This is a genomic window from Atlantibacter subterraneus (assembly GCF_007570865.1).
GTDB lineage: Bacteria > Pseudomonadota > Gammaproteobacteria > Enterobacterales > Enterobacteriaceae > Atlantibacter > Atlantibacter subterraneus.
The window spans coordinates 339,851-364,766 of the sequence record NZ_VLPS01000005.1 but is presented as its reverse complement, the minus strand read 5'-3'; the positions used below and the strand labels follow the sequence as shown (position 1 = coordinate 364,766).

The 24,916-nt window shown below is 50.5% G+C and carries 27 protein-coding genes and 1 pseudogene; 10 read left to right on the top strand and 18 right to left on the bottom strand.

All coding sequences use genetic code 11. The features are described from left to right. Nucleotides 1-624: 624 nt before the first annotated feature. A complete protein-coding gene (locus tag FND52_RS11485) occupies nt 625-1,146 on the top strand; it encodes a hypothetical protein (protein WP_144130917.1) in 522 nt (173 codons plus the stop codon). A 305-nt stretch (nt 1,147-1,451) separates the two neighbouring features. Here the strand turns inward: FND52_RS11485 and FND52_RS11480 are convergent, their stop codons facing one another. Continuing rightward, the gene (locus FND52_RS11480) at nt 1,452-2,081 is read right to left on the bottom strand and encodes a hypothetical protein (RefSeq protein ID WP_208737505.1); all 630 of its coding nucleotides are present in this window, start codon (nt 2,079-2,081) and stop codon (nt 1,452-1,454) included. A gap of 390 nt (nt 2,082-2,471) precedes the next feature. Here FND52_RS11480 and FND52_RS11475 point away from each other — a divergent pair, with 390 nt between their 5' ends. Together FND52_RS11475 and FND52_RS11470 are read left to right on the top strand one after the other, a co-directional pair. Further along, nucleotides 2,472-2,738, top strand: a complete 267-nt coding sequence (locus FND52_RS11475) for a hypothetical protein (protein WP_144130915.1) — start codon at nt 2,472-2,474, stop codon at nt 2,736-2,738. Nucleotides 2,739-2,849: 111 nt separating this feature from the next. Continuing rightward, nucleotides 2,850-3,503 carry an HNH endonuclease gene (locus FND52_RS11470; RefSeq protein ID WP_144130913.1) on the top strand — a complete coding sequence of 218 codons (654 nt, stop codon included), beginning with the start codon at nt 2,850-2,852 and terminating at the stop codon, nt 3,501-3,503. Nucleotides 3,504-3,558: 55 nt separating this feature from the next. Here the strand turns inward: FND52_RS11470 and mobH are convergent, their stop codons facing one another. The 4 genes from mobH to FND52_RS11450 all read right to left on the bottom strand — a co-directional run bounded on the left by mobH (nt 3,559) and on the right by FND52_RS11450 (nt 7,014). Then, complete coding sequence (gene mobH / locus FND52_RS11465) at nt 3,559-5,145, bottom strand: MobH family relaxase (protein ID WP_144130911.1); 1,587 nt, start codon at nt 5,143-5,145, stop codon at nt 3,559-3,561. Between the two features lie 173 nt (nt 5,146-5,318). Continuing rightward, entirely contained in the window at nt 5,319-5,690 is a 372-nt protein-coding gene (locus tag FND52_RS11460) for a hypothetical protein (RefSeq protein ID WP_144130909.1), read from the bottom strand. A 63-nt stretch (nt 5,691-5,753) separates the two neighbouring features. After that, complete coding sequence (locus tag FND52_RS11455; RefSeq protein ID WP_144130907.1) at nt 5,754-6,659, bottom strand: ArdC family protein; 906 nt, start codon at nt 6,657-6,659, stop codon at nt 5,754-5,756. A gap of 64 nt (nt 6,660-6,723) precedes the next feature. Then, nucleotides 6,724-7,014 carry a hypothetical protein gene (locus FND52_RS11450; protein WP_144130905.1) on the bottom strand — a complete coding sequence of 97 codons (291 nt, stop codon included), beginning with the start codon at nt 7,012-7,014 and terminating at the stop codon, nt 6,724-6,726. Between the two features lie 333 nt (nt 7,015-7,347). Between FND52_RS11450 and glgS the strand changes: the two genes are divergently transcribed. Beyond that, entirely contained in the window at nt 7,348-7,548 is a 201-nt protein-coding gene (glgS, locus tag FND52_RS11445; RefSeq protein WP_001561269.1) for a cell surface composition regulator GlgS, read from the top strand. A 38-nt stretch (nt 7,549-7,586) separates the two neighbouring features. Here glgS and FND52_RS11440 read toward each other — a convergent pair whose 3' ends face one another. Next, complete coding sequence (locus FND52_RS11440; protein WP_144130903.1) at nt 7,587-8,459, bottom strand: phosphorothioated DNA-binding restriction endonuclease; 873 nt, start codon at nt 8,457-8,459, stop codon at nt 7,587-7,589. A 172-nt stretch (nt 8,460-8,631) separates the two neighbouring features. On the opposite strand from FND52_RS11440, the gene FND52_RS11435 reads away from it, so the two are divergent. The 3 genes from FND52_RS11435 to FND52_RS11425 are packed head-to-tail and all read left to right on the top strand — an operon-like array spanning nt 8,632 to nt 12,433. After that, the gene (locus tag FND52_RS11435; protein WP_144131012.1) at nt 8,632-9,621 is read left to right on the top strand and encodes a restriction endonuclease; all 990 of its coding nucleotides are present in this window, start codon (nt 8,632-8,634) and stop codon (nt 9,619-9,621) included. 38 nt (nt 9,622-9,659) lie between these two features. Further along, nucleotides 9,660-10,454, top strand: coding sequence for a nucleotidyltransferase family protein (locus FND52_RS11430; protein WP_144130901.1), 795 nt, complete (start codon nt 9,660-9,662; stop codon nt 10,452-10,454). A 14-nt stretch (nt 10,455-10,468) separates the two neighbouring features. Then, nucleotides 10,469-12,433, top strand: coding sequence for a patatin-like phospholipase family protein (locus FND52_RS11425; RefSeq protein WP_144130899.1), 1,965 nt, complete (start codon nt 10,469-10,471; stop codon nt 12,431-12,433). A 397-nt stretch (nt 12,434-12,830) separates the two neighbouring features. On the opposite strand, the gene FND52_RS11420 is transcribed toward FND52_RS11425, so the two are convergent. The 11 genes and pseudogenes from FND52_RS11420 to FND52_RS11375 all read right to left on the bottom strand — a co-directional run bounded on the left by FND52_RS11420 (nt 12,831) and on the right by FND52_RS11375 (nt 22,578). Then, on the bottom strand, nt 12,831-14,333 hold the full coding sequence (locus FND52_RS11420) for a conjugal transfer protein TraG N-terminal domain-containing protein (protein WP_144130897.1): 1,503 nt from the start codon (nt 14,331-14,333) through the stop codon (nt 12,831-12,833). Next, nucleotides 14,330-15,691 (bottom strand): integrating conjugative element protein, encoded by a 1,362-nt coding sequence (locus FND52_RS11415; RefSeq protein WP_144130894.1) that lies wholly within the window; start codon nt 15,689-15,691, stop codon nt 14,330-14,332. The genes FND52_RS11420 and FND52_RS11415 overlap by 4 nt, the downstream gene beginning before the upstream one ends. An 11-nt stretch (nt 15,692-15,702) precedes the next feature. Continuing rightward, nucleotides 15,703-16,821: a TIGR03756 family integrating conjugative element protein gene (locus FND52_RS22035; protein ID WP_280114070.1), complete on the bottom strand. Its 1,119-nt coding sequence runs from the start codon at nt 16,819-16,821 to the stop codon at nt 15,703-15,705. Nucleotides 16,822-16,932: 111 nt separating this feature from the next. Next, a pseudogene (locus tag FND52_RS22030) lies at nt 16,933-17,274 on the bottom strand (toprim domain-containing protein); the annotation flags it as partial. Between the two features lie 191 nt (nt 17,275-17,465). Next, nucleotides 17,466-17,891, bottom strand: coding sequence for a DUF3158 family protein (locus FND52_RS11405; RefSeq protein WP_144131010.1), 426 nt, complete (start codon nt 17,889-17,891; stop codon nt 17,466-17,468). Next, nucleotides 17,881-18,492 carry a PFL_4669 family integrating conjugative element protein gene (locus FND52_RS11400; RefSeq protein WP_144130890.1) on the bottom strand — a complete coding sequence of 204 codons (612 nt, stop codon included), beginning with the start codon at nt 18,490-18,492 and terminating at the stop codon, nt 17,881-17,883. The genes FND52_RS11405 and FND52_RS11400 overlap by 11 nt, the downstream gene beginning before the upstream one ends. Nucleotides 18,493-18,651: 159 nt before the next feature. After that, nucleotides 18,652-19,524: an STY4528 family pathogenicity island replication protein gene (locus tag FND52_RS11395; RefSeq protein ID WP_144130888.1), complete on the bottom strand. Its 873-nt coding sequence runs from the start codon at nt 19,522-19,524 to the stop codon at nt 18,652-18,654. Beyond that, on the bottom strand, nt 19,514-20,071 hold the full coding sequence (locus FND52_RS11390) for a DUF2857 domain-containing protein (RefSeq protein ID WP_116361487.1): 558 nt from the start codon (nt 20,069-20,071) through the stop codon (nt 19,514-19,516). The genes FND52_RS11395 and FND52_RS11390 overlap by 11 nt, the downstream gene beginning before the upstream one ends. Continuing rightward, entirely contained in the window at nt 20,055-21,338 is a 1,284-nt protein-coding gene (locus FND52_RS11385; protein ID WP_144130886.1) for a ParB family protein, read from the bottom strand. Before FND52_RS11385 ends, FND52_RS11390 begins: the two co-directional genes overlap by 17 nt. A 16-nt stretch (nt 21,339-21,354) precedes the next feature. Then, nucleotides 21,355-21,549: a helix-turn-helix transcriptional regulator gene (locus tag FND52_RS11380; RefSeq protein ID WP_144130884.1), complete on the bottom strand. Its 195-nt coding sequence runs from the start codon at nt 21,547-21,549 to the stop codon at nt 21,355-21,357. Nucleotides 21,550-21,726: 177 nt separating this feature from the next. Then, on the bottom strand, nt 21,727-22,578 hold the full coding sequence (locus FND52_RS11375; protein WP_144130882.1) for a hypothetical protein: 852 nt from the start codon (nt 22,576-22,578) through the stop codon (nt 21,727-21,729). A gap of 160 nt (nt 22,579-22,738) precedes the next feature. Here FND52_RS11375 and FND52_RS11370 point away from each other — a divergent pair, with 160 nt between their 5' ends. Then, complete coding sequence (locus FND52_RS11370) at nt 22,739-23,518, top strand: HNH endonuclease (protein WP_144130880.1); 780 nt, start codon at nt 22,739-22,741, stop codon at nt 23,516-23,518. A 191-nt stretch (nt 23,519-23,709) separates the two neighbouring features. After that, complete coding sequence (locus FND52_RS22155; protein ID WP_481753065.1) at nt 23,710-24,000, top strand: DUF8093 domain-containing protein; 291 nt, start codon at nt 23,710-23,712, stop codon at nt 23,998-24,000. Nucleotides 24,001-24,183: 183 nt separating this feature from the next. Here the strand turns inward: FND52_RS22155 and FND52_RS11365 are convergent, their stop codons facing one another. Further along, on the bottom strand, nt 24,184-24,534 hold the full coding sequence (locus FND52_RS11365; RefSeq protein WP_144130878.1) for a helix-turn-helix domain-containing protein: 351 nt from the start codon (nt 24,532-24,534) through the stop codon (nt 24,184-24,186). Nucleotides 24,535-24,698: 164 nt separating this feature from the next. On the opposite strand from FND52_RS11365, the gene mads1 reads away from it, so the two are divergent. After that, a complete protein-coding gene (gene mads1, locus FND52_RS11360; protein WP_144130876.1) occupies nt 24,699-24,905 on the top strand; it encodes a methylation-associated defense system helix-turn-helix domain-containing protein MAD1 in 207 nt (68 codons plus the stop codon). The last annotated feature ends 11 nt before the right edge of the window (nt 24,906-24,916 follow it).

Genomic DNA, 24,916 nt, shown 5'->3' with positions numbered 1-24,916 from the left:
ACGTGTCGATACCATAAACATGTTTTGACTATATGTTTAAAAAAATGCTTTTTATCGACATGTCCTCGGTGGCTTATACACATGGAAGAGCACATGAAGATGATGCAGTGGTAGGTAGATTATCGGGATGTTAACTGCTCTTCAGGCATATGTTGCCGTATGGATTCAAAAAGTTGCAGGGAGGTGCTATTGACCATATGAGCTTCCATAAACGTAGTAACCGACAACTAGAAGAATTTAAATTTAGAATAGTGGCTGATTCTGTGTGACTGACAGCGTTTGAATTGTCGGTAAACGTGGTTTTTCGTTCTGCCACTCTTGACGCTGGGCCGAAAGGTTGGAAAGCGGTCGGGAAGATATTCTCGCTGTTTAAGGAACGTAAAATGGGCGGGAGGTTGGCTATTAGGTTTGGCAAACTGCAGTTTATGCGGCGGGAAGCCCAAAGATCTGCTGATTTCAAAGCCAGGACTGGGGATTATGGATGATGCAGATATTGGATGAACATTGATGTTACAGCGGATCTATTTCACTCATTGTTTATTCTTGAAAAAAAGCTATTATGTAGAATAACTTGATTTTTATGACGTAATTAGCGTTAAATTTTTATAACTAGAACTGAGAGATATGATGAACTGGACCGAGTTCGTAATTAAACCTGGATTAATATTACTTTCTGGTGCTATAACAGGATTGATCGTTGCTTTTTTTACGGCAAGATATGCTCTGACGAGATTCTATAAGGAAAAGTGGTGGGAAAAGAAACTAACAGCTTTTCTTGAAGTTACTGAGTATATATACAAAATCAAGAGAGCTGAAGATTATTGGTTCGCTCAGACAGAGAGTACGCAGTATCAAGATGAAACATTTCAGGCCTTATCTAAAGAGGAGGAAGAAGATCTTCGTTCAGAATACGTGAAAGGGATGAAGGAGTTAACAAGAATATCTCATTTATCTTCATTTACCTTGTCAAAAAAAGCTTCTCAATTATTGGGGGAATACATTGTTGAGCATGATAAAATATATCCTTCTTGGTGGCAGGATGAGATTGATAGTTTTGAAGCATCAGAAAGAAGTCAAATATTAATTAATACATTGCTTGAGTCTATTTTAATTGAAGCAAAGCGTGAGTTGAAATTAAAAGGGTGAGAATCTTGAGTGTTTTGATTGAGTTTACTAATCTGAAAGTAGTTACAAGCCTGTAATTATAGATTACTAGTGCTGGCGTTTGAATATTCCCTATTTATAATAGATTGTTATAATGGAGAAAAATTCATCACTGAAATATACTAAACCCATACTAAGCATATTTTTATGAAAGCCAGCCGAATAGTTTTGAACCTAATGCAAAAGCGCCTAAGGTTATTGAGGTAAAAATACAACCAATACCCCAAACATGCACTGGTTTTAAATGAGAAAGAATTTCTCCAATTGTCATCTTTTCAAATTCAATTTTAGGCTTGTTTTTTATTTTTTGCTCGCCTAATTTGGTTTTCCAACTTGCAAGATGCAAGAATGCCATTGAACTCATTAGAATGTAGTGCGGTAGATTTCGGTTCAACTCGCTGTACATACCAATCATAACCAGGTTCAAGCAAACCTTCAGTTCTAACCTCTTTCGCAACAATAACAAGTAAAGGCAGTTCACGACTGTAAGAAAGTGCGGCTTCAATTTGATTCCAGGGAGTAGCGATACTTGTATGCGACAGAAAGAGTTCATTCTCACCTCCTCTGTGTTCAGTCCCTGAAGGAAAATACAACCGTTCGAGGGCAATTACAACTGTTCCCTCACAAGTATCCATTAGTTCTGTTATGGCTTTCAAGGGAGCTTCAGAACTAAAATAGCTACGTCCAAGTGTCAGAGGTGTTAAACCTTCACTTCTGAGCCGCTCCTCTACAGCCTGAACAAAAGCTTCTTGTTCACTATTTGCTACACTTCCAACACTCAGAAATACATTTAAGCTAGCCACTATTTCAAATCCTCTTAAGAATATTTTCCTTAGAACATAGCAAGAATCAAAAAAAATTAAATAAGTAATTGCTTGGATTATAGCTATTTGTCCATTTTTGGCTACAAATTTCAATTACAATTATTATGTTTTATGGAGTAACTTAGAATCCCTGTTCTGGGATTCGCTAATCCGCAGCTATCAGCTCTGCAGTTGCTATGCAATCACTCATGTACGCTTTAAGCACTTTGCATCCATAGCAGGCAGCAGTTTTGGCAATTCGCTGTAAGGTGTTTCTGGATTACAGATCATATATTTAAAAAATGGTTTTCATCGACATATCCTCAGAAGCTTGGTGCAGGCTTTGTGGATTTGTCTGTGAAGGGACTTCATCTCCTTATCCATAAACTACCTGAGATGTATCGACCTTTAAGTGAGGTCTCCTGGTAAAACTTGCAAACGTGAAAAATGCCCCTATTTCATGGCTAATTAACCGCTAAATTCTAGCCATGGAGGAAACTACCGATGTCACCCCGGACACACCGCCAGCTCGTGAGCGTTGAAGTGATGTGGCCTGCTCAGACGCTACCGCTTCCCCTGCAACAGGTAGTCGAAGCATTGAATCAGGGCGAAACGCCCGATCAGATTATTATCCGCATGAACCAACAGGGGCTGCTGGAGTGGCGCGAATACGCATTCGAGCAGGATACACACGATGTCTTTCAGGTGCGGCTGGACAATCAGCATGAAGCGCGGTTTCTCTGCCGCTACGTTACGCTGCCGCTGCACTGATGTCCGTATCCCGGTAACGCGAAATTGAAGAGTGCTGTTTATCACCGGATAAATTAATATGCTATAAAATAAAGAGTTAGCATATGTCGTTTCAGGGATGATGAGTTGTAAATGAAGAAGAAACTGCCAGACCAGCTTACCAGGGAATGCATTATTGCGGCTATGCGCGCCTATGATGAAGGTGTACGCCACCAGTTCAGCGAGTCCCGGCTGTATGATGTGGTCTTTGAAGGGCGCAGTTATCCACCGAAAGCTATAGTCGGTATTGCTGCTTCAAATATGACCGGCGTTGAGTTTTCCCCTGAAGATTTTAGCGGTGGTATCAAGTCGAAATGCGTCAAGTTGCTTACCGATCAAGGGTTCCAGATCGTTGAGAAAAATTTAGGTAACGAGCAGCCTGCCATCAGTATTTTTCCTGATGAACTGCCGCCGCAGAGCGTATTTAATGAAGGTGCAGCTACGCAGGTAACGGTTAACCGCTATGAACGCGACCGTAAGGCCCGACAGGCCGCATTAGCCTGGCATGGTTGTCTGTGCAGAGTATGTGGTATTGATATGATGAAGGTGTATGGTGAGATAGCAAAAGATTTTATCCATATACATCACCTGATTCCGCTATCAGACATCAAAGAGAATTACTCTCTGGATCCCAAAAAAGATCTTATTCCCGTCTGCCCTAATTGCCATGCCATGTTACATCGACGTAATCCGCCTTTTTCGCCTGAGGAATTGAAATCAATTATTGAATATCATACGGCTCTTTAGGTATTAAAGCCCATTCGCTGTAGCTCGGTGGAAGAGAGTATTTTGATATAACTTGCTATACACGCAGCAATTTCAGCCACAGGTTATTCACCGGCATTTTCTCTCCAAGCACCAGCCTAGGATCCTCCATCAGAAATCCTTTCAACTGCCCCGTTTTTTGTGGAGCGCGAACCTCGCAGGTCCAGATAAAACTGTCATCATTACAGCGCAGGGCAAGCCCTGACTCCTGAAACATTCGCTGTGCCAGTTTCCAGCCGTCGCCGGTGTCTCCAGTGGTTTCTGAGGCGTATATCTTAAAGATCCCCGGCGAAATCAAGAAAAGATGGTTCTCCACCACATGTACCTTGCCGTTCCGGGTATTCACCGTGCCTGAAGGGCTGGTGTGGTTCTTCAGCCACTGCAGGAAATTATTATTGTCACCAAGCCTCGGGTCGTCTGCTATCTCCGGCAGCGGTTGAGTCGGTGTGCTAAGTTCAGGGACGGGTTCAGCTTCGCTTACCGGCGTCACATCACCGGCAAAACAGGCGGGCCGTTGTTCGCCTGGCTCCCAGATTGCAGATGGTGTCAGGCGCAGCAGCGTCAGCGGTTCAACGGGCGACCAGCCTTTATCCGATCGGATAATGCAGCGCCAGATCGCTTTATCCTCATTGGCAACGATAAGCTGATGTGCCAGCAGTTCGTCAAACAGGCGGTTATTATTTTCCGGTACGCTGGCTACGCCATGCTGGAGCAGCCAGGCGCGAACCCGGTCGGCGGTGGTTTTGCTGATAAGCCACAACGCATTCTCCGTTAGCCAGCCATCGGATCCGCATTCGGGATTATTGAGCCGGTACTCGTTCTGTACCAGCGACCGCAAGGCTGTAAGAAGTTGCTGGGGGAAGGAAGAGGGCTTTTGCGCCAGCGCGGTTTTGATATCGCCGCCGAGGTATCGGGCGACAGAGGCTTTATCGGCCTGCTGCACCAGTTCAGCCAGTGCGCCAGCCCGTTCGTAGTGTCCTGTGAGCTGATAAATCAGGGACGCAAAAACCGCCGGGTATCCGGCCAGCCAGTCCAGTAATGGCGAGGGTATCAACTGATTAATCAGCATTGCGGTAGCCGCCGGATGCAGATGATAGTCGCGACCGTGGCTCTGGTACTGCCAGCGATAAGGCTGTGCCAGATTACCCTGCCACGGATGCCAGCGGGTGCCATCACGTTGATGAATCTCCATATCCACGGCGATTTTTCCCGTATCGTGCAGCAATGCTGCGCAGACTACCGTGACCGTCCATGCGCTGGCCTGTCGGGCTTGTTCTTCTGCACCCGCTTCCGGTGGCAGCAGATAACCCTGGCGCAACCGGATGGCGTTGCAGGCAACTTCCAGCGAATGATCCAGCAACCCGCCGGGAGTGGAATGGTGATGACTTTGGGAGGCAGGTAGCAGCTGCACCAGTACGGCGAAGCGGTGAATCGCAGTGAGGATCCAGCTATCGAACAGGGTATCCGGCAGCGGGGTCAGTTGCCGTAACTGGTGCAGACAGGACTGGCGTAACGGCGTCGCCAGCAATTGTTCTGAGGATAGTGGCGCAAACCAGCCCTCCGGCAGCGCAGCGTCTGGCGCAGGTGGCTGGCTCTGGGATGGTCTTTGTAGCCACTTCAGCATATTTCCCCTTTCCGGGCAGGCCCCTTTGCCCTTGTCGCCCTTCCTTTGAAGTGTCTCCCTTTGGGCCTTTTACATTTTTATTAGTAAAAATTTATACTCTCATGTGCATATTTTGCGGTGTATTTCTGGTTGACGTGTGAAAAGTGACCGACGTATTGTCGGCCACTTTAAAACTACCACCAGGCATAAAACATCAGCCTGTCTCGTTCAAAATCAAACATCTCCAGCGTCTCTTTCACCCAATGGGTGACGGCGCGGACATCTTTCCAGTAGTGTTCTCCATAATCGGTATATCCATAGAAAAAGCCGTCAATCGTGGGATAAACCGCGCCGCAGTTATCCGGCGTCAGGCTCTGCAGGTCACTCAGAAGTGTCTGCAAATGTGCTTTGGTGACTTCTAACAGCACCTGGTTTCGTACCAGCCCGACGTGTTTATCCACCCATTTAAGTAACGGGTTCACCTTGCGGAAATAACCCACTCTGGCGTACTGGCTTTCATCGGGCGCGTTTTTTGCCCGTTCGAAAAAGAAGAGATCGAGTCCCATATATCACTCCAGAAAAAAGGGGAGCAATTCCCCGGCGGGGAAGACTCCCGTTCGGGTGGGCTGTCAGGCGCTAAGCTGACAGGGTTGTGGTACCGCGTTGAGTAGCCATTCACTGGCGTGGCGCGCCATACCGCTGGCGCGGATCACTGCCCGCTTGTCCTGGCGCAGAATATCCAGCCAGTAGCCGATATAGCTGGCGTGTTGGAGCCTGCCCTGAATGCCGCAATGGGCGCACAGGAAGGCGCTCCCCATCTCCGCCACTAATTCTTCAGCGGCGTAGAGCGCTTCGGTGCGTTCCGCTCCGGCAATACCCGGGCGGTTCAGGCGTGAAGCGTGACCGGTGGCGTGCGTCAGTTCATGCAGTAGCGTGGCATAGTACGCCTCGCTGCTTTCAAACTGCTGCGGGTGCGGCATCATCACCAGGTCGGTCGCGGGTTTGTAATACGCTTTCGACTGGCGGCGATGACGCAGCGTGATGCCACTATTTCGCACAACGGCTTCGGCCATCTCCACAGGCTCTGCAGGCCGGGTGAACGGCTCAGACAGTGTCTGCGGCAGGCCGTCGCACTGCGACAGATTAAACAGCCGGAACTCGCGGACGATCCCGAAATGCCACACCTTCGGCTCGCCGTCTTTATCCAGCAACGGCTGGCCGAGTGCATCGGTCTCTTCCTGTGTGCGCGGCAGATACAACACCGCCAGAGAGGATTTCTCCCCCCGGCGCACCTGCCCGCCGAGCGCGCTGACCTGATGGAACGTCAGCCAGCGGTCGCTGGCGAAGCTCTGCTTGTCGGCGCTGTTCCACAGCAGCGGTACGTTGATGCCGTGATACGGTCGACCGGATAACGCATTGATCGGGAACGGCGGCTCGCCATCGCGCCACGGGCGGATCCACGGCACATTGCCGTTTTCCAGCTCAGCAATAATCTGGTCGGTGACTTTCTGGTAGATATCGTTGCTTCTGTCCATTGTGTGATCCTCATGGAAGAAGCCGGAACCACCTCCGTCCGGAAGCGACTCCGGCGGGGAGAGGTTATGCCTGTTCAGCCATCGAGACCTGCACATAGTGGCCGTGATAGTTGAGTGACAGCGGTAATGCGACAGGGACTTTCATATCGCCCTGCGGCGGCTGGCAGTAGATCGTAAAGTTGACTTTCTTGCGGGACGTCCCGGCGGTGCGCAGGGTCAGCAGTACGGCGAGCAACAGATTGCCCAGCCGTTCTTCCACCTGCTGCGGGTCGGCGGGAAATTCCACAGCGGATTGCCAGACATCAGGGGCGATAACCACCGGCATTAACGACGGTTTTTTATCGAAAAGCGACATGGTGTTTCTCCTGTAAGTGAGCAGGGGACACCCTTCGCAGGGCGTTTCCCTGCGGGATGGAATGGTACGGGTATCCTGCGCATCTGCGCCGTTCGCGCCTTCCGGATACATGGCGAACTTACTGCATGGCTGGCGGTAGTGTTTTCTGCGCGGGTGATAAAAGGGAGGGGAAAATCATTACCGGGACTGAAGAGTTTTGTCGTTCCTGAAATGTGAACGCAGGCATATTGATGCGCACGCATCGCTCAAAAAATGATCTTTTTCAGGCGGATACTGAAATCAGAAAAGCATATGACCTTGAACAGTAAACACAATGACTGGAGGGATATGCTAATGAACCGACAAGATATAAACGCATTAAAGAATTTTGATTTTCTGGCACGCAGTTTTGCCCGTATGCACGCCCTGGGCCAGCCAGTGGATATCGATGCCGTGACCGGCAATATGAGTGATGAACAGCAAGCATGGTTCCGGGAGCGATACGACCACTACCGAAAGCAGGCTGAGCGGGCGAGAGTGATAGAACTGCGGTGATATAACGAACAACGGGCTTAACGGCCCGTTGCGTATTTTCAGGCTTTGAAAATCTGTTTACGGTGCCAGCCAACATACTGTTCAGCAGGCCACTGCGTTTTGTCATAAGGGAGGAATAACTGCTGGCCGTCCCGGTGCCAGAACAGATGGTCTACCACCGGACTACGACTGACGCCGCCGGAGATGCGGATGGTCATATTCTCATCCAGCCCGAATGCCCCCATATCAAATGCGTCATGGTGTAATGTACAGAGCGCCAGGCCATTATTAACCACGCACGGACCACCATATGCTTTCCAGTGAATATGCGCCGCTTCAATACCAACCAGCGCACCATCAAGTCTGAGATCGTAACCACAGAACGCGCACCGTGAGTGGTAAGCGCGAAGAACGATATCCCTGAAACGCGGATCGCGGTTCCTGGAGCGATCGATAAAATCGAATCCCAGTTGGTTGGCAAGGATCCGCTGAATACTTTCCGGGAAACGATCGGTGAGGATCTTCTGAGCCAGTTGGTCGATCATCTCAGGGTGTGCCAGCAATTGTTGATAAGCCGCTTCATCGAAGCCGCCCGCCACCTGGTTATCAATCAGTTCTTTCTTTGTCGGCTGAGTATTGCCCTTACGCGGTTTGCAGCCTTCTGCGTGAGCGATCTCCCAGAAGCCGTCAGTTCGCAGTCGCCAGAACGGCATATTGGGATAATCGGTGCGTCGCTTGGGACCAAATTCTTTTAGCAGGCGGGTGAGCGGCTCGTGGATCTCCAGGCCGTAGTTAAACAGGCGTGGATGGCCTGCTTTGTACTGCGACAGTACATACAACAGCAGTAGCGGTTTATGCGGCGCGCATACGTCACCCTGACGCCAGACAGAGACGTTAGAGATGGCGGATTGCAGCGTTTCTGGAGAAATCATAAGAATGAACCGGGTAACAGGCTGATGTTATTGCGATCATGCTCGCAAAGCTTGATTGATTCAAGACGAATAACATAACGTTGATTTGCTTCCGGTAAAGCTAATTGTGTTGTGCTAAAGTGCCGATTAAAAAGTTCATTCAGAAGGGAAAATCATGGCTGGCAAGATGTGGATGATTCGTGGAGATGGTGGAAAACTATATGATGATTTTCGTGATAAACAAGTCGCGGCGATAGGGTGGTCACCTTTTGCTCCACATGTAAAACCGGGATTATCCAGAGAACAGTTGTTCGATTTATACCAAGAGCTTGAACCTCAAATTAAACCGGGAACTGCACGTTCTGGTACTTCTCAGATTTGGCGATTTGTGAACGAAATGCAGAAAGGTGACTGGGCCATTACGTATTCCCCCTCTAATCGAACCTACCTGTTAGGGAAGATCGTTTCAGATTTTGAATATCATGCAGAGTGGCTTGAAGATGGTATGGGCATTGCTCGCCAGGTGAAATGGAATACGGAAGAAATTGATCGTGATAACTTGAGTGATGCCACCAGAAATACATTGGGTTCAACACTGACGGTTTTCCGTGTGCCGGATTTCGCTGTGAATGAATTATTGCAGGGGAAAAAACCTGCACCTGACGTTACGCCAGAAGTTCTTGGTTCAGTTAACGAGGAAGACGCCGTATCTAACCCCTTACGCGATATGGAAATGATCGCCTTTGAAGGCATCAAAGATCGTATCAATCGACTTGATTGGGACGAGATGCAAAATCTGGTGGCAGGTGTTTTACGTAGCATGGGATATAAAACTCAGGTATCACCTGCTGGCGCAGATAGGGGCAAAGATATTATTGCTTCTCCGGATGGTTTCGGTTTTGAAAACCCACGTATTATTGTTGAAGTGAAGCATCGCCGTGAACAGATGGGGAGCCAGCAGATCCGCAGCTTTATCGGTGGCCGCCATAAAGACGATCGCGGGTTGTACGTCAGCACCGGAGGATTCAGCAAGGAGGCTCGCTATGAAGCCGATCGTTCAACGATCCCGCTGACGTTGTGGACACTCGACGATCTGGTGCGTGCGTTGGTTGAAAACTACGAGCAGGTTGATATTAAAACGAAATTACTGGTACCCCTAAAAAGAACCTATTTACCTGCCTAGAAAAAAATAATTACTTTTTAATAATGGAGAGTAAAATAATGGTTGTTGAAAGTGTTATTCTTTCTAGGGACCGAATGAATATTGAAAGTTCATCTATTGAACCACAAACTATGCATGAAATTACGGAATATGTGAATGAAAGTTTCAATGCTATGTTATTTAAAAATAGTTCTTTAGATCTTTTAATGTATGAGCTGAATTTGTATGAATTTGAGTTTGTACTGTTTGGTGGATGGGTTCGAGATCGAATATTAGAATATTTCAGCAAAAAGAGAATAAAATCGAAGGATGTCGATTTAGTATGTCATGGAACACCTATGTTAATTGATTTTTTCCATAAGAAAAACTTCAAATTTACTGAAAATTCTTTTGGGGGATTTGGGTTAGAATTAGATTCACAACATGTGGATATATGGGAACTGGAGAAAACATATTTAATACAAAAATATAATCTCGATAGGGATTATATTTCATTATTGAAGACTACTGATTATACAATGAACGCAATAGCCTTTCAGCCTGGAACTATTAATAGTAAATCTATTCTTTATGACTATGGTTGTATCTCTTCAGTTTTGAATAAAGAAATCGAATTTCTGGCAAATGAAGTGGCATTCCCTAACATACAAGCAGCAAGAGCAGTAATATTTAGTGCTAAAATGGATTTTAAATTATCAGAAACGGTAAGGCTATTTATTAGAGAGGTTTGCTCCAATGAAAATAGATATAAATTAGTTAGGAAAGGAATTATTGAATATTGCCCTAAAAAGTATGAAAAAAAAGCAATAAATATTTTGTTAAATGTGATTAATAATGTTCAAGTGGGCTGGTGAGGACGCGACTTAAAATGGAAACAATCTACTTTTCTTATTGCTGGGGCGTTTTTGATGGTGGCGGAGTTCGGGGGGCTGCTCATGCCGGCGCATACTACGCTGCAAGAAATGCAGGTATAAGTTTCGAAAGAGTGGCAGGAACTTCTGCTGGGTCTATTGTTGCAGCTTTAATCGCGGCTGGTGGAAGTCCAGATTTTATAAAAAATCTATTAATTGAAACTGACTTCGAGAGTTTTCTCGCTCCGGCAAATAACTTTGATAGTATTTTCACTAAGAAGAATAATTGGTCTAATCTATTAAAGATTATACCACATAAAAAAATAAAAATGCTCAGTAGTGTCATTTTTAATTCTGGTGTTCATTCATCTTCAATGATTGAAGAATGGATGGAGAAGAAAATTGTCAGTTTACTGAGAACTGGTCAAAAGGAAAAGAATACAAGACCTGTAACATTTCGAGAACTTAAAATTCCGCTACATATTGTTGCTACTGATATATCAACTGGGATCCCTAAAATATGGTCTTGTGAAGACACGCCAGATGAAAGTGTCTCATTTGCAGTCCGTTGCTCATGCACGATTCCTATATTTTTTCAAGCTATTTCAAATAACAATTCTATCTTGGTTGATGGTGGTGTTGTTAGCAATTTACCATCTTTTGTTTTTTCGAAGTTGGCTAATGAATATGGACTGTATACAAAAAAACCTAATATAATCTCATTCACTTTAGTGCAAGATGCTTCTGAAAAAAAGAGACCGGAAAATATACTTGATTATATGGGACAGTTGTCAAATGCTGTGGTTTCCGGTGCAACTGAAATACAAAAAATATTACAAAACTCAGTTTATAATATCAGTATAAATACAGGTTCCATTAGTTCTACTGATTTCAAAGGCGTTAAGATAGAAGATAAAAATTATTTGTTCGACTCAGGTGTGAGGGCTGTTGCGGATTTTATAAAAAATGAAAGGGCTGTAATAAAAAAAGGAATGGTTAATATTGTTTCAAATGGGATTGATGAAAAATTTTTATTATTAGTTCAAGAAATGAGGAATTGTCATGATGAGTTTTATATTTCAGGTGACTCCAGCTATTGGTTGGATTTTCTTTTTCCTTCCGTTTATTCATTGAAAAAACGAAATGTAATTATAACTTGCTTCTTTTCTCAGAATGAAACTAATGATATAGATGAAATCAGAAGACGAGATATTTTAAGGCGATTAGGTATAAATATCTTATTCGTAGAAAAAATTCCATTTCAAGGTTTTTTGTTCTCGCCTAAAAGCGAATATTGCTCAGCAGTGCTCACAACGTCACAAGGACAGATATATAGTGATGCACAATATGTAGAAGAAAAAGTAAAATTATATAATAGCTATGCAGACGCTCCAATCATCCAATTATTAATCGATAAAATTGATAATTGTATGATTTCTAAAGAACATGATGATTTTGTTTTTTCTTATCAAAATTGTGCGGAAGAAAAAATAATTGATAGGCTTAGGAATGTTAGGCAATATAAAAATGCAAGTTTTTCTGTCATCGATGTGAATGTTGATGACAATGTTTTAGTTCTTTCAAGTTCTGTCAAAGAGTATAAGGTTCTCCAGTTACGTTATTTTTTTGACGATTTAAAATGTGCTGGAAAGAGTGTGATGGATCTATTAGAGGTCGAGTTGAAAGATAATGTTAAATCTATTGTAACTCCACCTGTGTTAGAGAAAATAAATGACAAGTATATTATAATAGATGGAAGCGCACGATTTTTTTATTGCATGACAAAGGGAATTTCTCAGATAAAATCAATTGTGGTTGATAATGTTTTAGATCCTCTCCCATATCTAGATCCTAAGCCTTTGAGTACTCTTAGATTGACCTTGTTAACTAAGACATTTAAGCAAAACTATGGTGATTTTGATAAGTCTAACTTTAGGTTAATTGAGAAAAATATGCATCCACATAGTGATTTTAAATACTAGTGAGATTATACACTGCAATAATGTATTACTAGCATGTGGTTGTAGTAATACATTGTTTTTTTATTGTGTGTTGATTTTTTTATTCACATGCTAATTTCTATGAATTAATTATTGCAATGAATTGAATTTTCTTATTTATATATACCATTAGTGTTATGCTGATTTTTATTATCATATTCATTGTTTATTACGGTGTGACAACTTATACAGGTGTGATTTATTTCACCAAGACGTTTGAGTATTCTTCATAGTTTTTAAATAAATTACTTGTAAAAGGAAGTGAGGTGTTTGAGGAAAAGTACGGCCGCTAATAAAAATTGGATTAGTTCAGAGTGATATATTAATTATTACATAGCGTAGGGGGCTTTTTTATATGTCTACAATACTATAATGAGACTCAGGGAATGCGTGTTTTACTGACGATCATCTTCCCGACCTGTTCGCCAGCGCTGCGGATATCGCCGACCGCGCTGCCCATCACCCCAGCGATGGCCGCGCCGATCCTGACGCCCGCCCAAGTCAGCGCCGCCAGCCAGAATGCGGGTAACACCAGGAACATCACGCCCATAATGATATTCACAATCAGATCGTCGGAGGTGTTTTGCAGGCCCCAGAGGTTGAAGTACGAGTGAGTGTCGCTGTCGTACATCATCTGCATCAGCCAGTTATCCAGCCAGCGGGCCAGTTCCCACCAGAAGGTGAGAAAAAACAGGGCGAACTGCACAAAACTCAGCGTGATTACGGTCTTGAGATCCCATGCCGAGAACAGCAGGATCACCGGGATGCAAATTACCAGCGCCATTTCGAGGAAGGCCTGTACCATCGGCAGCGCCTGACGGACGTTATCAAATGCAGGAAAAAGAGCGTAGCTCGAAAGCCCCGCGCCGATGATCCCGCCGACGCGGCTGAGCAACTGCGTCTGGCTGAGATTATCCCCCGCACTCCCGCCAAACCCGTTGTACACCAGCCCGCCCTGCGATACCTGCATATTGCGCGGGCTCACCAACGAGCGCAGCACCGCCTCTTCATACTCGTCTTTCGACTGTCCCAGCCTCTGCAGTTGCTGCCAGAGTGTGGCATCCACCTGTTTCAGCAGCCGATTTTTCAACCCCGCATCGCCATCGGACCACCACTCCTTACACGCTGGATAGCCTCCGCCACCCGTATCGCTCAGGCCATCATCGCGGCTGGCGTCATAAGGCCAAGCGGCACGGGGTGAGCGGGAATGATCATGGTCGTAATAGCCCGGCGTGGAGAGGTAAAAAGACGATCCCACCCAGTCCACTTCCCGGCTTTGCTCCTCACTGATATCGCTACCCAGCCGTTTCAGGCGCGTACGCGATGGCCCATAGCAGTCGTTAACGAAATCCTGTAATTCCTGTGCCAGCGCTGGATCAGCGATCCGGGTGTGCTGCACCTCAAAGCGCAGCTGGCGCAGGTCTGGCTTACAGGGCAATACGGCGACGGCGGCGCTGGTGATGCCTTTGCCCAGCGCATGGGTGAAGTACCACCACACTGGCACCGAGGCGCTCTGGCCGCTAAGTTCGTTAATCAATGGCGCATAGCCGGAATCACCGGGCTGCACCACCGACCAGCCGCACTGCTTTGTGCGCTGGCTATCGTAGGTGAGGGTATTGATATCGACATTGAGGAACGGCATGCCCGCAAAGAGGATTACCAGCAGGGCGCTGTAGAGCGAGTGCTCCACCCAGACGACCAGCAAGCGGGCGACGTTGCCTTCATCCGCTCCCTGGCTGCGTGCCTTCAGCCACAGGGCAACCAGCTTCGCCAGCAGGGGCAGGGCGAACAGCCCGGTGGCGGTCAGCGTCTGCCACACGCCGTTGTTCACCAGCCAGCCGAGCAGGGTGAGCACGTACTCGAAATAGCTGTTGGCGGTCATCGCGGGCTGTCCGGCTGCGGGTTATTCAACTGATGCAGGCGGCGATCGCTGTCGTCCGGTACTTCCACCGCCTGTCCCTGAAGCTGGTCGCGCTGCTGTTTGCGTTGCAGGATCTGGCTGGCGGTATTGCGCGTTAGTGCCTGGCGGAAATCGAGTTCCAGCTTAAGCTGGTTGAGTTCTTCATCCAGTTGGGCGGTGGTTTTGCCCAGGCTTTCCTGCGCTTCTTTGACGTTGGCGATATTCGGCTCGCGCATACCCGCGAGCAGCGTGCGCCGGGCCAGCAGCGCCTGCTCAGTGACGCGGGCCAGCGCCAGTTCTCCCGCCAGCCGTTCGGTGAGGACGGCAACATCCGGATCGTCGCGCAACGCCTCGACCACTCCTCGGGTCAGTTGCATGGATCCGCCGGAGGCTTTCGCCAGATTGTCGAAGCCAGGTTTCTGGCTGCCGTTAACCAGATCTGTCAGGAGGGGCAGGATCTTCGCCTTTTCTTCGTCGATCAGCGGATGCAGGCCGATCCCCGCCTGTGCGCCGGAGCGAGCATCCGGATCGTCGGTGGCCTGCGCCACGCTGATGGTCTGCTCGCCGACCACGCGGGTCATCCATCCGGCGGCCTCTTCAGGGGATGTCCAGGTGCTACAAAGTTCCCCGTCGCATTCGGAGGAGGTAAGAGACGTGGTGCTGGTGGCAGGCTGCTGGTTGAGGATATTCCAGCCTGCGGCGGTGGCGTCATGGACTACCTTAATCGGCGGCTGGCCTTTGCCGCCGCGCTTTTCGCCGCCGACCCAGCGTTTACCCTTTTCGGCGGCCTCTTTTGCCGCTTTCTGGTCGGTGCGGATGGCATCGCTGTCGCTGGCGGCGAGGGACTGGTAATTCTCTGCTTTGGCTCCTGAAAACCAGGCGGAATCGGTCGCTAAATCGGTCATCTTCTCCGCCATTTTCTGGCAATTCAGCAGCGATTTATCAAAATCCAGCCGTCCCTGCAGCACGCCGTTGGTCAGCAGATCATAAAGCTGTGGATTGGCGCGCTGGATAACCATCGCGGGCAGGCTGGCGACCGCCCCGGTAGCGCTCTGGATAACGTTGCCCATCAGTTGCTGGAAGCCATCGGTGATGCCGTTTAGCTGGTTCCGTACCGTGGTGTCGATATCGAAATTGCCGCACATCATATCGGCGTTCCAGCCAATGCCTACGCTAAGCGGCGAGGGGCTGCGGCGTACGGGAGGCGGCATGACAGCCTCACCGCCGCCAATCTGGTAGTAAAGCAGGTCGTCAACCGCGCCTCGCGTGCGGAAGCTGTAGTCGTCTGCCGCCACGCAAACCCAGGCGAAAAACAGTAAGGTCAGGCAAAGGACTCTCATCACCGCCTCCGTTAACCCGTACTGCCGAGGAAGGTCTGCCCCCGGCGCGGACAGCATTTGTAAGGCCGCCACAGCGTCCAGGCGTACGCGCCATCCTCCGCCAGCTTGTCGGCGTAGGTGTCGGTGGCGCTGCCATCCGGGAACACCGAACAGGAGGCGGTTTTTTTCGGCGTGAGCATCTGCCAGCGATGGTTAACGCTGTCACCTTCGATAACCGGGGAGGGCGGCCAGTACCCGGCGCGCGATGAGGCGGTCAGCGGCGTGTAGATATGCGGTTGCCCGGTACGGGTCACCAGATCGGCCACGCGCTGGGCGATAACGGCGGCGGCTTTATAGTCGTGCGTCTGGCTGATGGCACCGGCGCGTGGGTAGATATTGCCCCACATATCACCGCTCTTGCCCACTTCTCGCAGGCCCGGCGTCAGCGCTTGCGGGTATGTCATTTCCGGTACGCCACTGCGCCAGGCCAGTGTATCCATTTGGCTCAGGAAGTAAGGCTCAAAAGGCTGCGATGAAGGCGAGCAGATATAGCCAAACCGGGTGAAAAACTTCGCCAGTTCATCCCCTGCCGGGAAGCCGATGGCATCGGCATTCTTGAAGCGGATCTTGCTGTGCTGGTTTGCGGTGCGGGGATAGGTGGTGGCTTTATGGGTTTCATACAGGCGCTGGGCGATATCCAGTACCTCCTGCGCGCCCATGCCCCACTGTTTTGAGCAAGTCTGCTGCAGGGCGCTGAGGGTGAAGGCTTGCGGTGGCGGCGTTTTCTCCCGCCGGGTGGTCACATCCAGTACCAGCGCGGTTCCGGCCTGTTGCAGGCGCGCAGTGGCCTCGCGGGCGGCGGATTCTCGGATACAGCGGCCTTCGTCGTCACAGTACGCACTATCCGGTTGCCACTGCGCCAGAAAGGAATTGTCGCCTGTATGCAATCGGGCATCTACCCGCCACCAGGGGCGGGGCGTGAAGCGGGCGATCTCCCGGTCACGTTCCACCACCAGACGCAGGGTCGGCGTCTGCACCCGGCCCACGGAGAGCACGCCTTTGTGACGCCGGTTCATTAGCGTGCAGGCGCGGGTCATGTTGATGCCGACCAGCCAGTCGGCGCGGGCGCGCGCCAGTCCGGCCTGGTACAGCGGAAACGTGCTGTCGCCGGGTCGCAGCGCAGCGAGCGCCTTGTGGATACTGGCCTCATCCAGTGCCGACAGCCATAGCCGCTGGACCGGACCGCGCCAGCGGCATTGTTCCAGAATTTCGCGGGCAATGGTTTCGCCTTCGCGATCGGCGTCGGTGGCAATCACCACTGCATCTGCCTGTTTCAGCAGCTTCTCGATGATGCGAAACTGCTTGCGTACCTCCGGGCGGATCACCAGCCGCCATGCCGGGGGAATAAACGGCAGATGCTCTGCCCGCCAGTGTTTCAGCGCCGGATCGTAATCCTCCGGCGCGGCCATGCTCAGCAGATGGCCGAAGCACCAGGTGATAGTCACGGTGGCGTTATGCAGGTAGCCGTCGCTGCGGTTACGGGCGTCAAGCACGCGGGCGATATCGCGCGCCTGAGAGGGTTTTTCACACAGGTAAAGTTGCATGGGCTGTCTCCGGTGAAAGGGAGTTCAGCATGGTGTGCCGGAGGGATAAGACGACAGGGGAAACTGGAGGGTGAAGGTAAAAATTGCACCTTAAAACGTGCCTTAAGCGGATAGTGCCTGTTTTAAGGTGCATAAGGTGAGTTTAAAATTTTCGCTAAAGTGACACTCAGGGTTTAACTTCGCGCAAAATTTTAAACCAGCGTGGTTAACGGCTGTATCCGCCGCAGCATAAACATCACCACTGAAAGCTGCGTATTCAGCACCTGCCGGTGCCATTCGAGCGCCATCAGCGCGTCGCGCAGTTCATCGCTTACGTCAGGCTGTTGAATGGCTTCCTGCAACGCCACGCCTCCCGAACGGTTGTTGTCCAGATTACGCCAGCGCAGATAGCTGACGCCGGAGCGCGCCGGGTTGCTGCACAAGATCAGCGGTACGTTACGCCCCGGCAGTTCATACACCGCCTGTTTCAGCATTGACTGATGTTGTTGCAGTTGCACACGCAGCGCCTGTAATTCCAGCACCAGCGCTCGCAGCTCTCCCTTACCCTTAAAGGCCTTTAAAAGGCCCTTTAGCGAGCTTTTGCGGGCGGCGCTTTCATTGTCGTCTTCACCGATCATCACGCAGGATCTCCGCAAGCATCTTTTTGGGCAAATTCCCGAGCTTATGCGCCATCGTCTGCGCCAGCGGACTGTTCGCCCGCACGTCGGCGCGGGTCACACCGGTGGTGCGAAAGCGGTTCACGAAGCTGAACACCTGGAGCATCAGCCGTGGGATGGTGGCAATGAAATCGCGTTTCTCCGCCTGGGTGATAAGGCCGAGATGCCAGGCAAGCAGGGTGCGGCGGACCAGCAGATCGTAATCAATCAACTGTTGCAGCAGGCGCGAACCGGGCGGTGAGAACAGCGCCAGCGGCAGGGTGAATTCGGTCGGGGACGGGTTACTGACTTGTGTTGTGTGGATAGCGCCTGGCAGGCTGGCGAAGGCTTGGTCCAGCCGACGGTTTTTTTGCTTCAGCAGGTGCGCGATCAGGTTCAGGCGGATGCGCAGTTGCTTCAGCCAGTGGGCGGCCCACGGATCGTCGGCCTCTTCGGCGCGCAGCAGACGCCTGAGTAACGCCAGACAGAGCAGCATGCCGGTGGGATGCGCCTGCCAAAGCCGGGCGGCGACGCGGGTGTGCAGGGTGATGCGGATATCGCTGAACAGGGTTGTGCCAGGCATAGGAAATTCTCCATGGATTCAGATGCCCGCAGTGTCGGTCCGCGCAATGAGTCAGGCGACGGGAAACCCATCTGGTCCGCAAAAAGTTAATTTCGCCGATGAATGAGGTTTGATTGATAGCTGGTATACCGGCTTTATGCGGTGCGCATAAAATCGGGGCTATCTGCGCCTGCGCCGAAGCTGATTGAACTCGCCCCGTCTGGCTTTCTCCAGCGTTGCCAGCAGATAGGCGAGGGGGCGGTGGATATCGTGGGTGGCGATCCGCCACAGGCAGTCGTCCAGCACCTGCTGGCAGAGGGAGGGATCCAGATTGCGCATCGCGCGTTCGGCGGTGCGACGCTCGCTGGCGCTGAAGGGATTATCCACAGGCCAATGCAGCAGTTGCGTACGCTTTTGATGTTTATTGTTTAAATCTGTACCAGTATGTACGCAATGCGGTTCCGGCTGCCCGCCAGCCCCCGCCACATCACTGAGTCTTAATTGAAGACTCGAGCATTTTTTACTGAGTCCTCGATTAAGACCAGGGGTGGTCTTCAATGGAGACTCAGTGCAGGTTCGTCCACTGTCCACAGGTTGTTGCAGGGTGAGCAGCAGCCCGATGGCGATGTTGCGGATACGCCGGTTGCGGTGGTGGGAGCAGGCGGTGAGCAGCGCCAGATATTCGCTGTCCATCCGGCAGGCATCGGCATGAGTCAGTGGTGCATCGTGCAGGGCGTAGAGATTGCCGGTGATCCTGCCGCTTTGCTCGTCGCGCAGTCGCTGGCACAGGCTCAGCCAGCGGGTGATCCGCAACATCATCAGCGTGTTGCTGACGGTACTGCGCGAGGCCTTCTCGCCCTCAGGCTGGTCAGAGAGCCAGCCCTGCAGGTCGTTGTAGGAGGGGAAGACGCCGCTGCCATCGTCGCGGGCATGCAGGCGCAGCAGTTGCCACGCGAACTTGTCGCGCGGGGAGAGGTTGCGCGCCAGCAGCAGGCGCTTCGGCACGCTCTGCTGCGGGTTGCCGAGAAACAGCAGCCGATCGTCACTCTTCATGCAGCAGCTTCTCCTGACTCCACTGGCGCAGCAGGTTCCAGATGACCGTCAGCGACAGGTCGTGTTCGCGGGCCATTGTCATCATGGCGGTCAGCGCTTCGGGTGAGTCGAGCTTATTCACGCCCGTTTTCTGCCACTCGTTCCATACCAGTGTCTCCACCTGCTCATCCGGAGCATTGTTTCGCCCTTGCCGGACAAACAGGCCAATCAGCCGCCGCCGGGCGCAGACTTCCGGTGTAGAAAGGCCAAAGTAGTGGTTGATGAATTCGATGGACGCACCGAGCGACAGGGCTTGCTCCAGACGCTGCTGGAACAGCCGCTCCTGCTCCATCCTCGCCAGCATCCGGCCCAGCATCTCGTGGTCAATGTGGGTGGTGATGAACTGTACCGCGCTGTTGCTGAGAAACAGGATGTCGTCGGCGGTAAGGCGCGTCAGCTCGCATAGCTCCTGCGGGCTGAAGCCCAGCGATTCGCAGTAGCGGATCTGCCCCTCCTTCAGCGCCTGGACGATGTGGGTAAGCACCGCCTGGTTAACTGAGGGCGTCATGGCGAACCTCCCGCAGCCGCCGCTGGCGGCAAAGGCTGATAAGCTGCATCAGTTGTTGGATCTGAGTATTCTCGTAGTCCGGCGACAACAGCAATTCGAGGGCGGGCATCGGTGTGCTGGTGTCGCCATTCAGGGCCGCCAGCACCTGATAGCAGCGCTGTGCCGCCGGGTGGGGAAAATCGTGGCAGGGCGCGAGGGTAAAACCGGCCGGAGCGCTTTCGTCCGGCTGGATACAGGCATCCAGTCCCCAGCAGGCACACAGCGACCGTGCCGTATGCACCAGCGGTGAGGGCTTTGGCTCATCGGGCACGGCGGGTTCAACCGGTGGCTCAGGTTCTGGTAGTGGTGCTTTTTCAGCTTCCGGCGGTGGCGGCCAGAGGACCTTTGCGACCGGAGGTCCCAGCAGCACCTGCCGCTTGCTCTGGCCATCGGTCAGTTCCGCCAGCAACGTATTCCAGCTTATGCCGCTGCGACAGCTCATCTCGCCGAGCAGTTCGTCCTGCACCAGTTGCGGTACCACGGCTTCCGGCTCGCCGTTGAAGGTGGCGAGGGCGGTGCTGAACAGGTCGGCAAATTCGGGCTGGCGTTCAGGCGGCATCAGCTTTGCCCACACCTGTTCTGCTGCGCTGCGTAGCGCCAGCAGGCGATCGATAACCTTTCGGGTAAGGCCGCCGTACAATGCGTTGGGGATGCAGGGCAGCAGCCAGTCCACGGTCTGTAGCATCCGGCTGATTTGCGACTGGCTGACGGGATAGCCGTCGCGGGTCAGTTGCTCCGCCAGCGCCAGTTGCGTCACGCATTCAATGCCTGCCTCGTGGTAAAGATCGCGCAGATGCAGAATGCCTTCCGCCCGTTCGATAAACATCAATCCGTTATGCAGGTCGCTTTCCGCCAGATGGCCGATCAGGCACTGGACTTCGCCTTGCTGCGGTGACAGCGTTTCCGGCCACGGTCTGAACGGCCAGCAGACGCGGTGGTAACGCTCATCCTGCGTCTCCTGCCACAGTTCATTGAGGATGGCGAGGCGCGTATTCCCGCCGCTGGCAAGCATATATTTTTCATCACCGGGGCGACGGGTCAGTACCGGCGGGTTATCCAGCCCGCGGGCGAGAATTGACGCTTTCAGTACGTCATAGCCGGGGTTGCGGGTGACGCGGGGATTGAGAGAGAACGGCTGGATTTGTTCCAGACTGACCTGGACCATTTCCTGTTCTCCGGTAGTGCTGGCACCGTGAAGCCAGCGGTTGAGCAGGTGTGAAGCGCACATAATCTTCCTCCGGCATTCAGACATCGCGTGTGAGGCGGATGCGCTGGTGGATCCACGCGTCCACCTCGCTTTCCAGCCAGGCGACGTGACGGCTGTTGAGTCGAATGGACGGCGGAAACTGTTGCAGCTGTATTTGCCGATAAATCCACGATTTACCGAAGCCGATTTTATCTTCCACCTGGTGTAAGCGTAAAAACCGGTCGCTATTCATAACCATTCCTCCTGTGTCCAGATTTGTTCACATCAGCACAATGGGCGTGGTTATCAAAGCAGCAGCATCCCTGCCAGGCAGTAAAAATCCTTATCTGGGTTAGTGAGAGTTGTTAGTTGAAAAGGTTAGTTGATCGCGTTACGGCGGTGCGCCGCGCTGGAGTGCGGTTTTCAACGTTTAGGGGCTCAGCGGCAGGTGCATACCTTCCTCGCGCGCCCAGCATTCGAAAATGTTCAGCAGTTTGTAGGGATGCTCCAGCATTTCATCGTCCAGCTGTGGGTTGTGCTTGCAGGCCAGCCACAGCAAACGCGAAAGCGCGGAGGTGATCCGCTCCTTTGATTCTGGCTGATGACGGGTCAGGAAGGCCTCGAGATGAGTGCGGCGGATGACGAACAGTGCGTCAGGAGGCAATGTATCCTGCAGGTAGCAGACGGACAGACTGAGCCGGGATTTCAGGTCATTGCGGCCATTGCCATACAACTGACCAATCAGCAGATGCAGCTCTTCCTGAAGATTGTTTTGCGTGGCGAGCAGTTCCAGTAAAAGCTCCCGCAACGATTTGCGGCAACAGAGTTGGTAGTAGCTGTCGTTTTCATCGCAGACCACGATGCCAATCTGGTTGCAGCAATGGGTATCTTTGGGGCAAGGACGATTCAACGTTTTCGCCAGTTGCTGGTGGAGCAGAAGGCGCTCAAGGCCGATTAACGGCAAATTCCACAGATGGCTGGTGGTCAGTTGCAGAGTAGGGTCGCGTCTGCACGGCGGAGAGTTCGCCATCACTTTACGGTTGCCGGGTTTGTTGCACTGCGAAGGCGGAAAGGGGGGCTTGCTGAATTGGCAGGCAAAGTGGCAAGGAGGATTGAGTGGTCTCAGAAGTACAGGAGAAGGGAAGTAGACCGAGAGTGGCAGATCGCCGTGCAGGGCGTGGCGGATCAGATCGGCGGGCAGCAACGTGATGTTGTGCTGCCGGATGACTTCTGCGGCCTCGTCCAGCGTCAGCCACTCCTGGCGGATTTTGTGTGGGGGCATGGGGTGTTCCTTTTTGTGTTGTTGGTTGCGTGTCGTGCTTGTTGATGGCGAAAACCGGTGTGAGATGTTTTTGCTAAAACAACTAACCTGATCAGTTTAGTTAACGATCTTTTCAGACATAATCTGGAGATGATTTACGCTGGAAAAACAGGATGTAACATTGAATAGTTCGGAAGACGATTTGCTTGAAGTAGCATGGTATTTGTCGAAGTACGGTAAATCTCAACCACCTGTGGGATTGGGTGTTCTGAAATGGAAAGAGGCTTATGATTTGTTTTATCCCCGTTTCGGGGCGGGCAAAACCGCTAGTGAGTTTCGCAATAGTCTGAAAAATAGTCGTGACCGTTTTGATTCCTGGCTTAGTGATGTGCGTGTCGGCTGGCTTGACGAGCAGGGCGCTCCTGCTGCGCTTTCTCATTCAGCGCAGCGTGCGCATCAGCGATTGAGTGTGCTTTCAGAGAGTGTGATTGAGCAGCGCGTTCTTTCGTTAATATCGTCTGATAGCGATGAACAGGCGCAACGTGACTGTCTTATTATTCAGCAGGATAAAAGTATTGAAGATACCGTACGCGAGCAGTTGATTGCGGCACGGCTGGGGCAGGGTACCTTTCGGAAAAATTGTCTCATGTTGTATCCGGCATGCCCTGTTACGGGAACGAGTTTTGCGCCGTTACTGCGTGCCAGCCATATAAAGCCGTGGGCTGCCTGCAAGAATGGGAGTGAACGCCTTGATCCTTATAATGGAATTATATTGGCTGCGCACATTGATATTTTATTCGATCAGGGGTGGATTTCGTTTGAGAACGATGGGCGTTTATTAATTAGCAACGAGCTGGATATTAGTGTTAAAGAGCAGTGTTTGTTGCCGGAGAAAATAAAGGCGTTTCCTGTTGAATCGTATTGTTATCTGGAGTGGCATCGGGAGAATTTACTGAGGTAAAGATATAATTCTGTCTACAGTAATAATTACTGTTTTTTTAATATTATTTATATGTAAAATTAAAAAGTGCTTGGTGCGGTAGGTCTGTAAATATTGGTTGTCATTAATGAGTTTTTAAGGTTTTAGTGCTTTCGTCCGTTGACTTTTAACTATTAGGGGGGGCTTAGAAAGTTGAAAGATAAGAATTCAGCATGTCCCGACTTTACTGGTTATATGATTTAACACTACAATTAAGTCTGAAGTATTTTCCATACATTCTGACGCCAGTAGGTTCGTTTAGAGAGGTGTATATACATTACGACCTGTCTTATGAAGAGAATGGTTTCAGTCGCATTTTTGGTGTTTCCAAAGAAAAATACAGCTTATCTCCACTTGAAAGACTGTATAAACGAAAATGGTGTAGCTATTCAGAACCTATCTATGACAAAGTAGAGCACGGCTGCAAATTGGCTGGCTTGTGGGGGCAGATTTTGTACAGATAATAGTATTAAAGATAATGAAAAACCAAGCTGTTTTGCACACAAATTCAGGATTAGTTGTTCTGTAGCTGAGTTTGGAATTCAGTGCCAAGTTTTGCAGGAATTATCAGCGAAAGTGGTAAGTGATCATGTTTTTGTGTTGTCACATAAATGGATTTTGGCTCGGGAGCAATTGGGCGCGGTGAGTTAATTAGTGTTGGCCTTGATGCTTTCGGCTGCTTGAACGAGGCTCTTGATCTCATCCTCGGTAAAACAGGCCTCCTTGACATAGCGGAGCAAATTCATGACCTCGGGTTGGTCATGAAGGTAGTCGACAACTTCCGGGTCTGTGGAGGAAGACAAGCGGAACAGCACGTCAGGATCGGCCGCAAGTACCTTGGCCAGCTCCTTAATTACCTCTGGTCTTGGCGGACGCTCCTTGCCACGTTCGATGCGACTTAGATAGGCGGGGGAAATGCCTACCTTGATCGCAGTCTCGCGCAACCCAAGGTCTTGGGCGACTCGAAGGTCGCGGATGGTTTCACCAAAGTTTTTCATAGCGTTTAATATACTTTGCTGTTTAGTGTTTTGCAACACGAAACCTATCTGGCAATCTTTAGCATAATTCGGTATATTCTGGTTTATTTTCACCCAGAGGTAGGAAAACCACCTCTGTTCTGACACTGTGCTTAGACGGTCAACAGCCCTTCAGGAGAGGCGGCATGAGCAATGAAGAGGTTCTGAAAATAAAGGATGTCGCCGCCTTACTTAAGGTCGGCGAGAAGACGGTCTATTCCATGGCCCAAACCGGGGAACTTCCTGCTTTCAAGGTCCGAGGCCAGTGGAGATTTTCCCGAAAGGATATCGACGCATGGATAGAGCAACAGAAACATACAACACAAGATTTCGGTGAGGGTAATACAAAATGACCCTGACCTCG

What these genes read in the sequence shown, in the direction of transcription:
- FND52_RS11485 (WP_144130917.1), top strand. Translation starts at nt 625, where the DNA reads ATGATGAACTGGACCGAGTTCGTAATTAAACCTGGATTAATATTACTT.
- FND52_RS11475 (WP_144130915.1), top strand. Translation starts at nt 2,472, where the DNA reads ATGTCACCCCGGACACACCGCCAGCTCGTGAGCGTTGAAGTGATGTGG.
- FND52_RS11470 (WP_144130913.1), top strand. Translation starts at nt 2,850, where the DNA reads ATGAAGAAGAAACTGCCAGACCAGCTTACCAGGGAATGCATTATTGCG.
- mobH (WP_144130911.1), bottom strand. Translation starts at nt 5,145, where the DNA reads ATGCTGAAGTGGCTACAAAGACCATCCCAGAGCCAGCCACCTGCGCCA.
- FND52_RS11460 (WP_144130909.1), bottom strand. Translation starts at nt 5,690, where the DNA reads ATGGGACTCGATCTCTTCTTTTTCGAACGGGCAAAAAACGCGCCCGAT.
- FND52_RS11455 (WP_144130907.1), bottom strand. Translation starts at nt 6,659, where the DNA reads ATGGACAGAAGCAACGATATCTACCAGAAAGTCACCGACCAGATTATT.
- FND52_RS11450 (WP_144130905.1), bottom strand. Translation starts at nt 7,014, where the DNA reads ATGTCGCTTTTCGATAAAAAACCGTCGTTAATGCCGGTGGTTATCGCC.
- glgS (WP_001561269.1), top strand. Translation starts at nt 7,348, where the DNA reads ATGAACCGACAAGATATAAACGCATTAAAGAATTTTGATTTTCTGGCA.
- FND52_RS11440 (WP_144130903.1), bottom strand. Translation starts at nt 8,459, where the DNA reads ATGATTTCTCCAGAAACGCTGCAATCCGCCATCTCTAACGTCTCTGTC.
- FND52_RS11435 (WP_144131012.1), top strand. Translation starts at nt 8,632, where the DNA reads ATGATTCGTGGAGATGGTGGAAAACTATATGATGATTTTCGTGATAAA.
- FND52_RS11430 (WP_144130901.1), top strand. Translation starts at nt 9,660, where the DNA reads ATGGTTGTTGAAAGTGTTATTCTTTCTAGGGACCGAATGAATATTGAA.
- FND52_RS11425 (WP_144130899.1), top strand. Translation starts at nt 10,469, where the DNA reads ATGGAAACAATCTACTTTTCTTATTGCTGGGGCGTTTTTGATGGTGGC.
- FND52_RS11420 (WP_144130897.1), bottom strand. Translation starts at nt 14,333, where the DNA reads ATGACCGCCAACAGCTATTTCGAGTACGTGCTCACCCTGCTCGGCTGG.
- FND52_RS11415 (WP_144130894.1), bottom strand. Translation starts at nt 15,691, where the DNA reads ATGAGAGTCCTTTGCCTGACCTTACTGTTTTTCGCCTGGGTTTGCGTG.
- FND52_RS11405 (WP_144131010.1), bottom strand. Translation starts at nt 17,891, where the DNA reads ATGATCGGTGAAGACGACAATGAAAGCGCCGCCCGCAAAAGCTCGCTA.
- FND52_RS11400 (WP_144130890.1), bottom strand. Translation starts at nt 18,492, where the DNA reads ATGCCTGGCACAACCCTGTTCAGCGATATCCGCATCACCCTGCACACC.
- FND52_RS11395 (WP_144130888.1), bottom strand. Translation starts at nt 19,524, where the DNA reads ATGAAGAGTGACGATCGGCTGCTGTTTCTCGGCAACCCGCAGCAGAGC.
- FND52_RS11390 (WP_116361487.1), bottom strand. Translation starts at nt 20,071, where the DNA reads ATGACGCCCTCAGTTAACCAGGCGGTGCTTACCCACATCGTCCAGGCG.
- FND52_RS11385 (WP_144130886.1), bottom strand. Translation starts at nt 21,338, where the DNA reads ATGTGCGCTTCACACCTGCTCAACCGCTGGCTTCACGGTGCCAGCACT.
- FND52_RS11380 (WP_144130884.1), bottom strand. Translation starts at nt 21,549, where the DNA reads ATGAATAGCGACCGGTTTTTACGCTTACACCAGGTGGAAGATAAAATC.
- FND52_RS11375 (WP_144130882.1), bottom strand. Translation starts at nt 22,578, where the DNA reads ATGCCCCCACACAAAATCCGCCAGGAGTGGCTGACGCTGGACGAGGCC.
- FND52_RS22155 (WP_481753065.1), top strand. Translation starts at nt 23,710, where the DNA reads ATGTCCCGACTTTACTGGTTATATGATTTAACACTACAATTAAGTCTG.
- FND52_RS11365 (WP_144130878.1), bottom strand. Translation starts at nt 24,534, where the DNA reads ATGAAAAACTTTGGTGAAACCATCCGCGACCTTCGAGTCGCCCAAGAC.
- mads1 (WP_144130876.1), top strand. Translation starts at nt 24,699, where the DNA reads ATGAGCAATGAAGAGGTTCTGAAAATAAAGGATGTCGCCGCCTTACTT.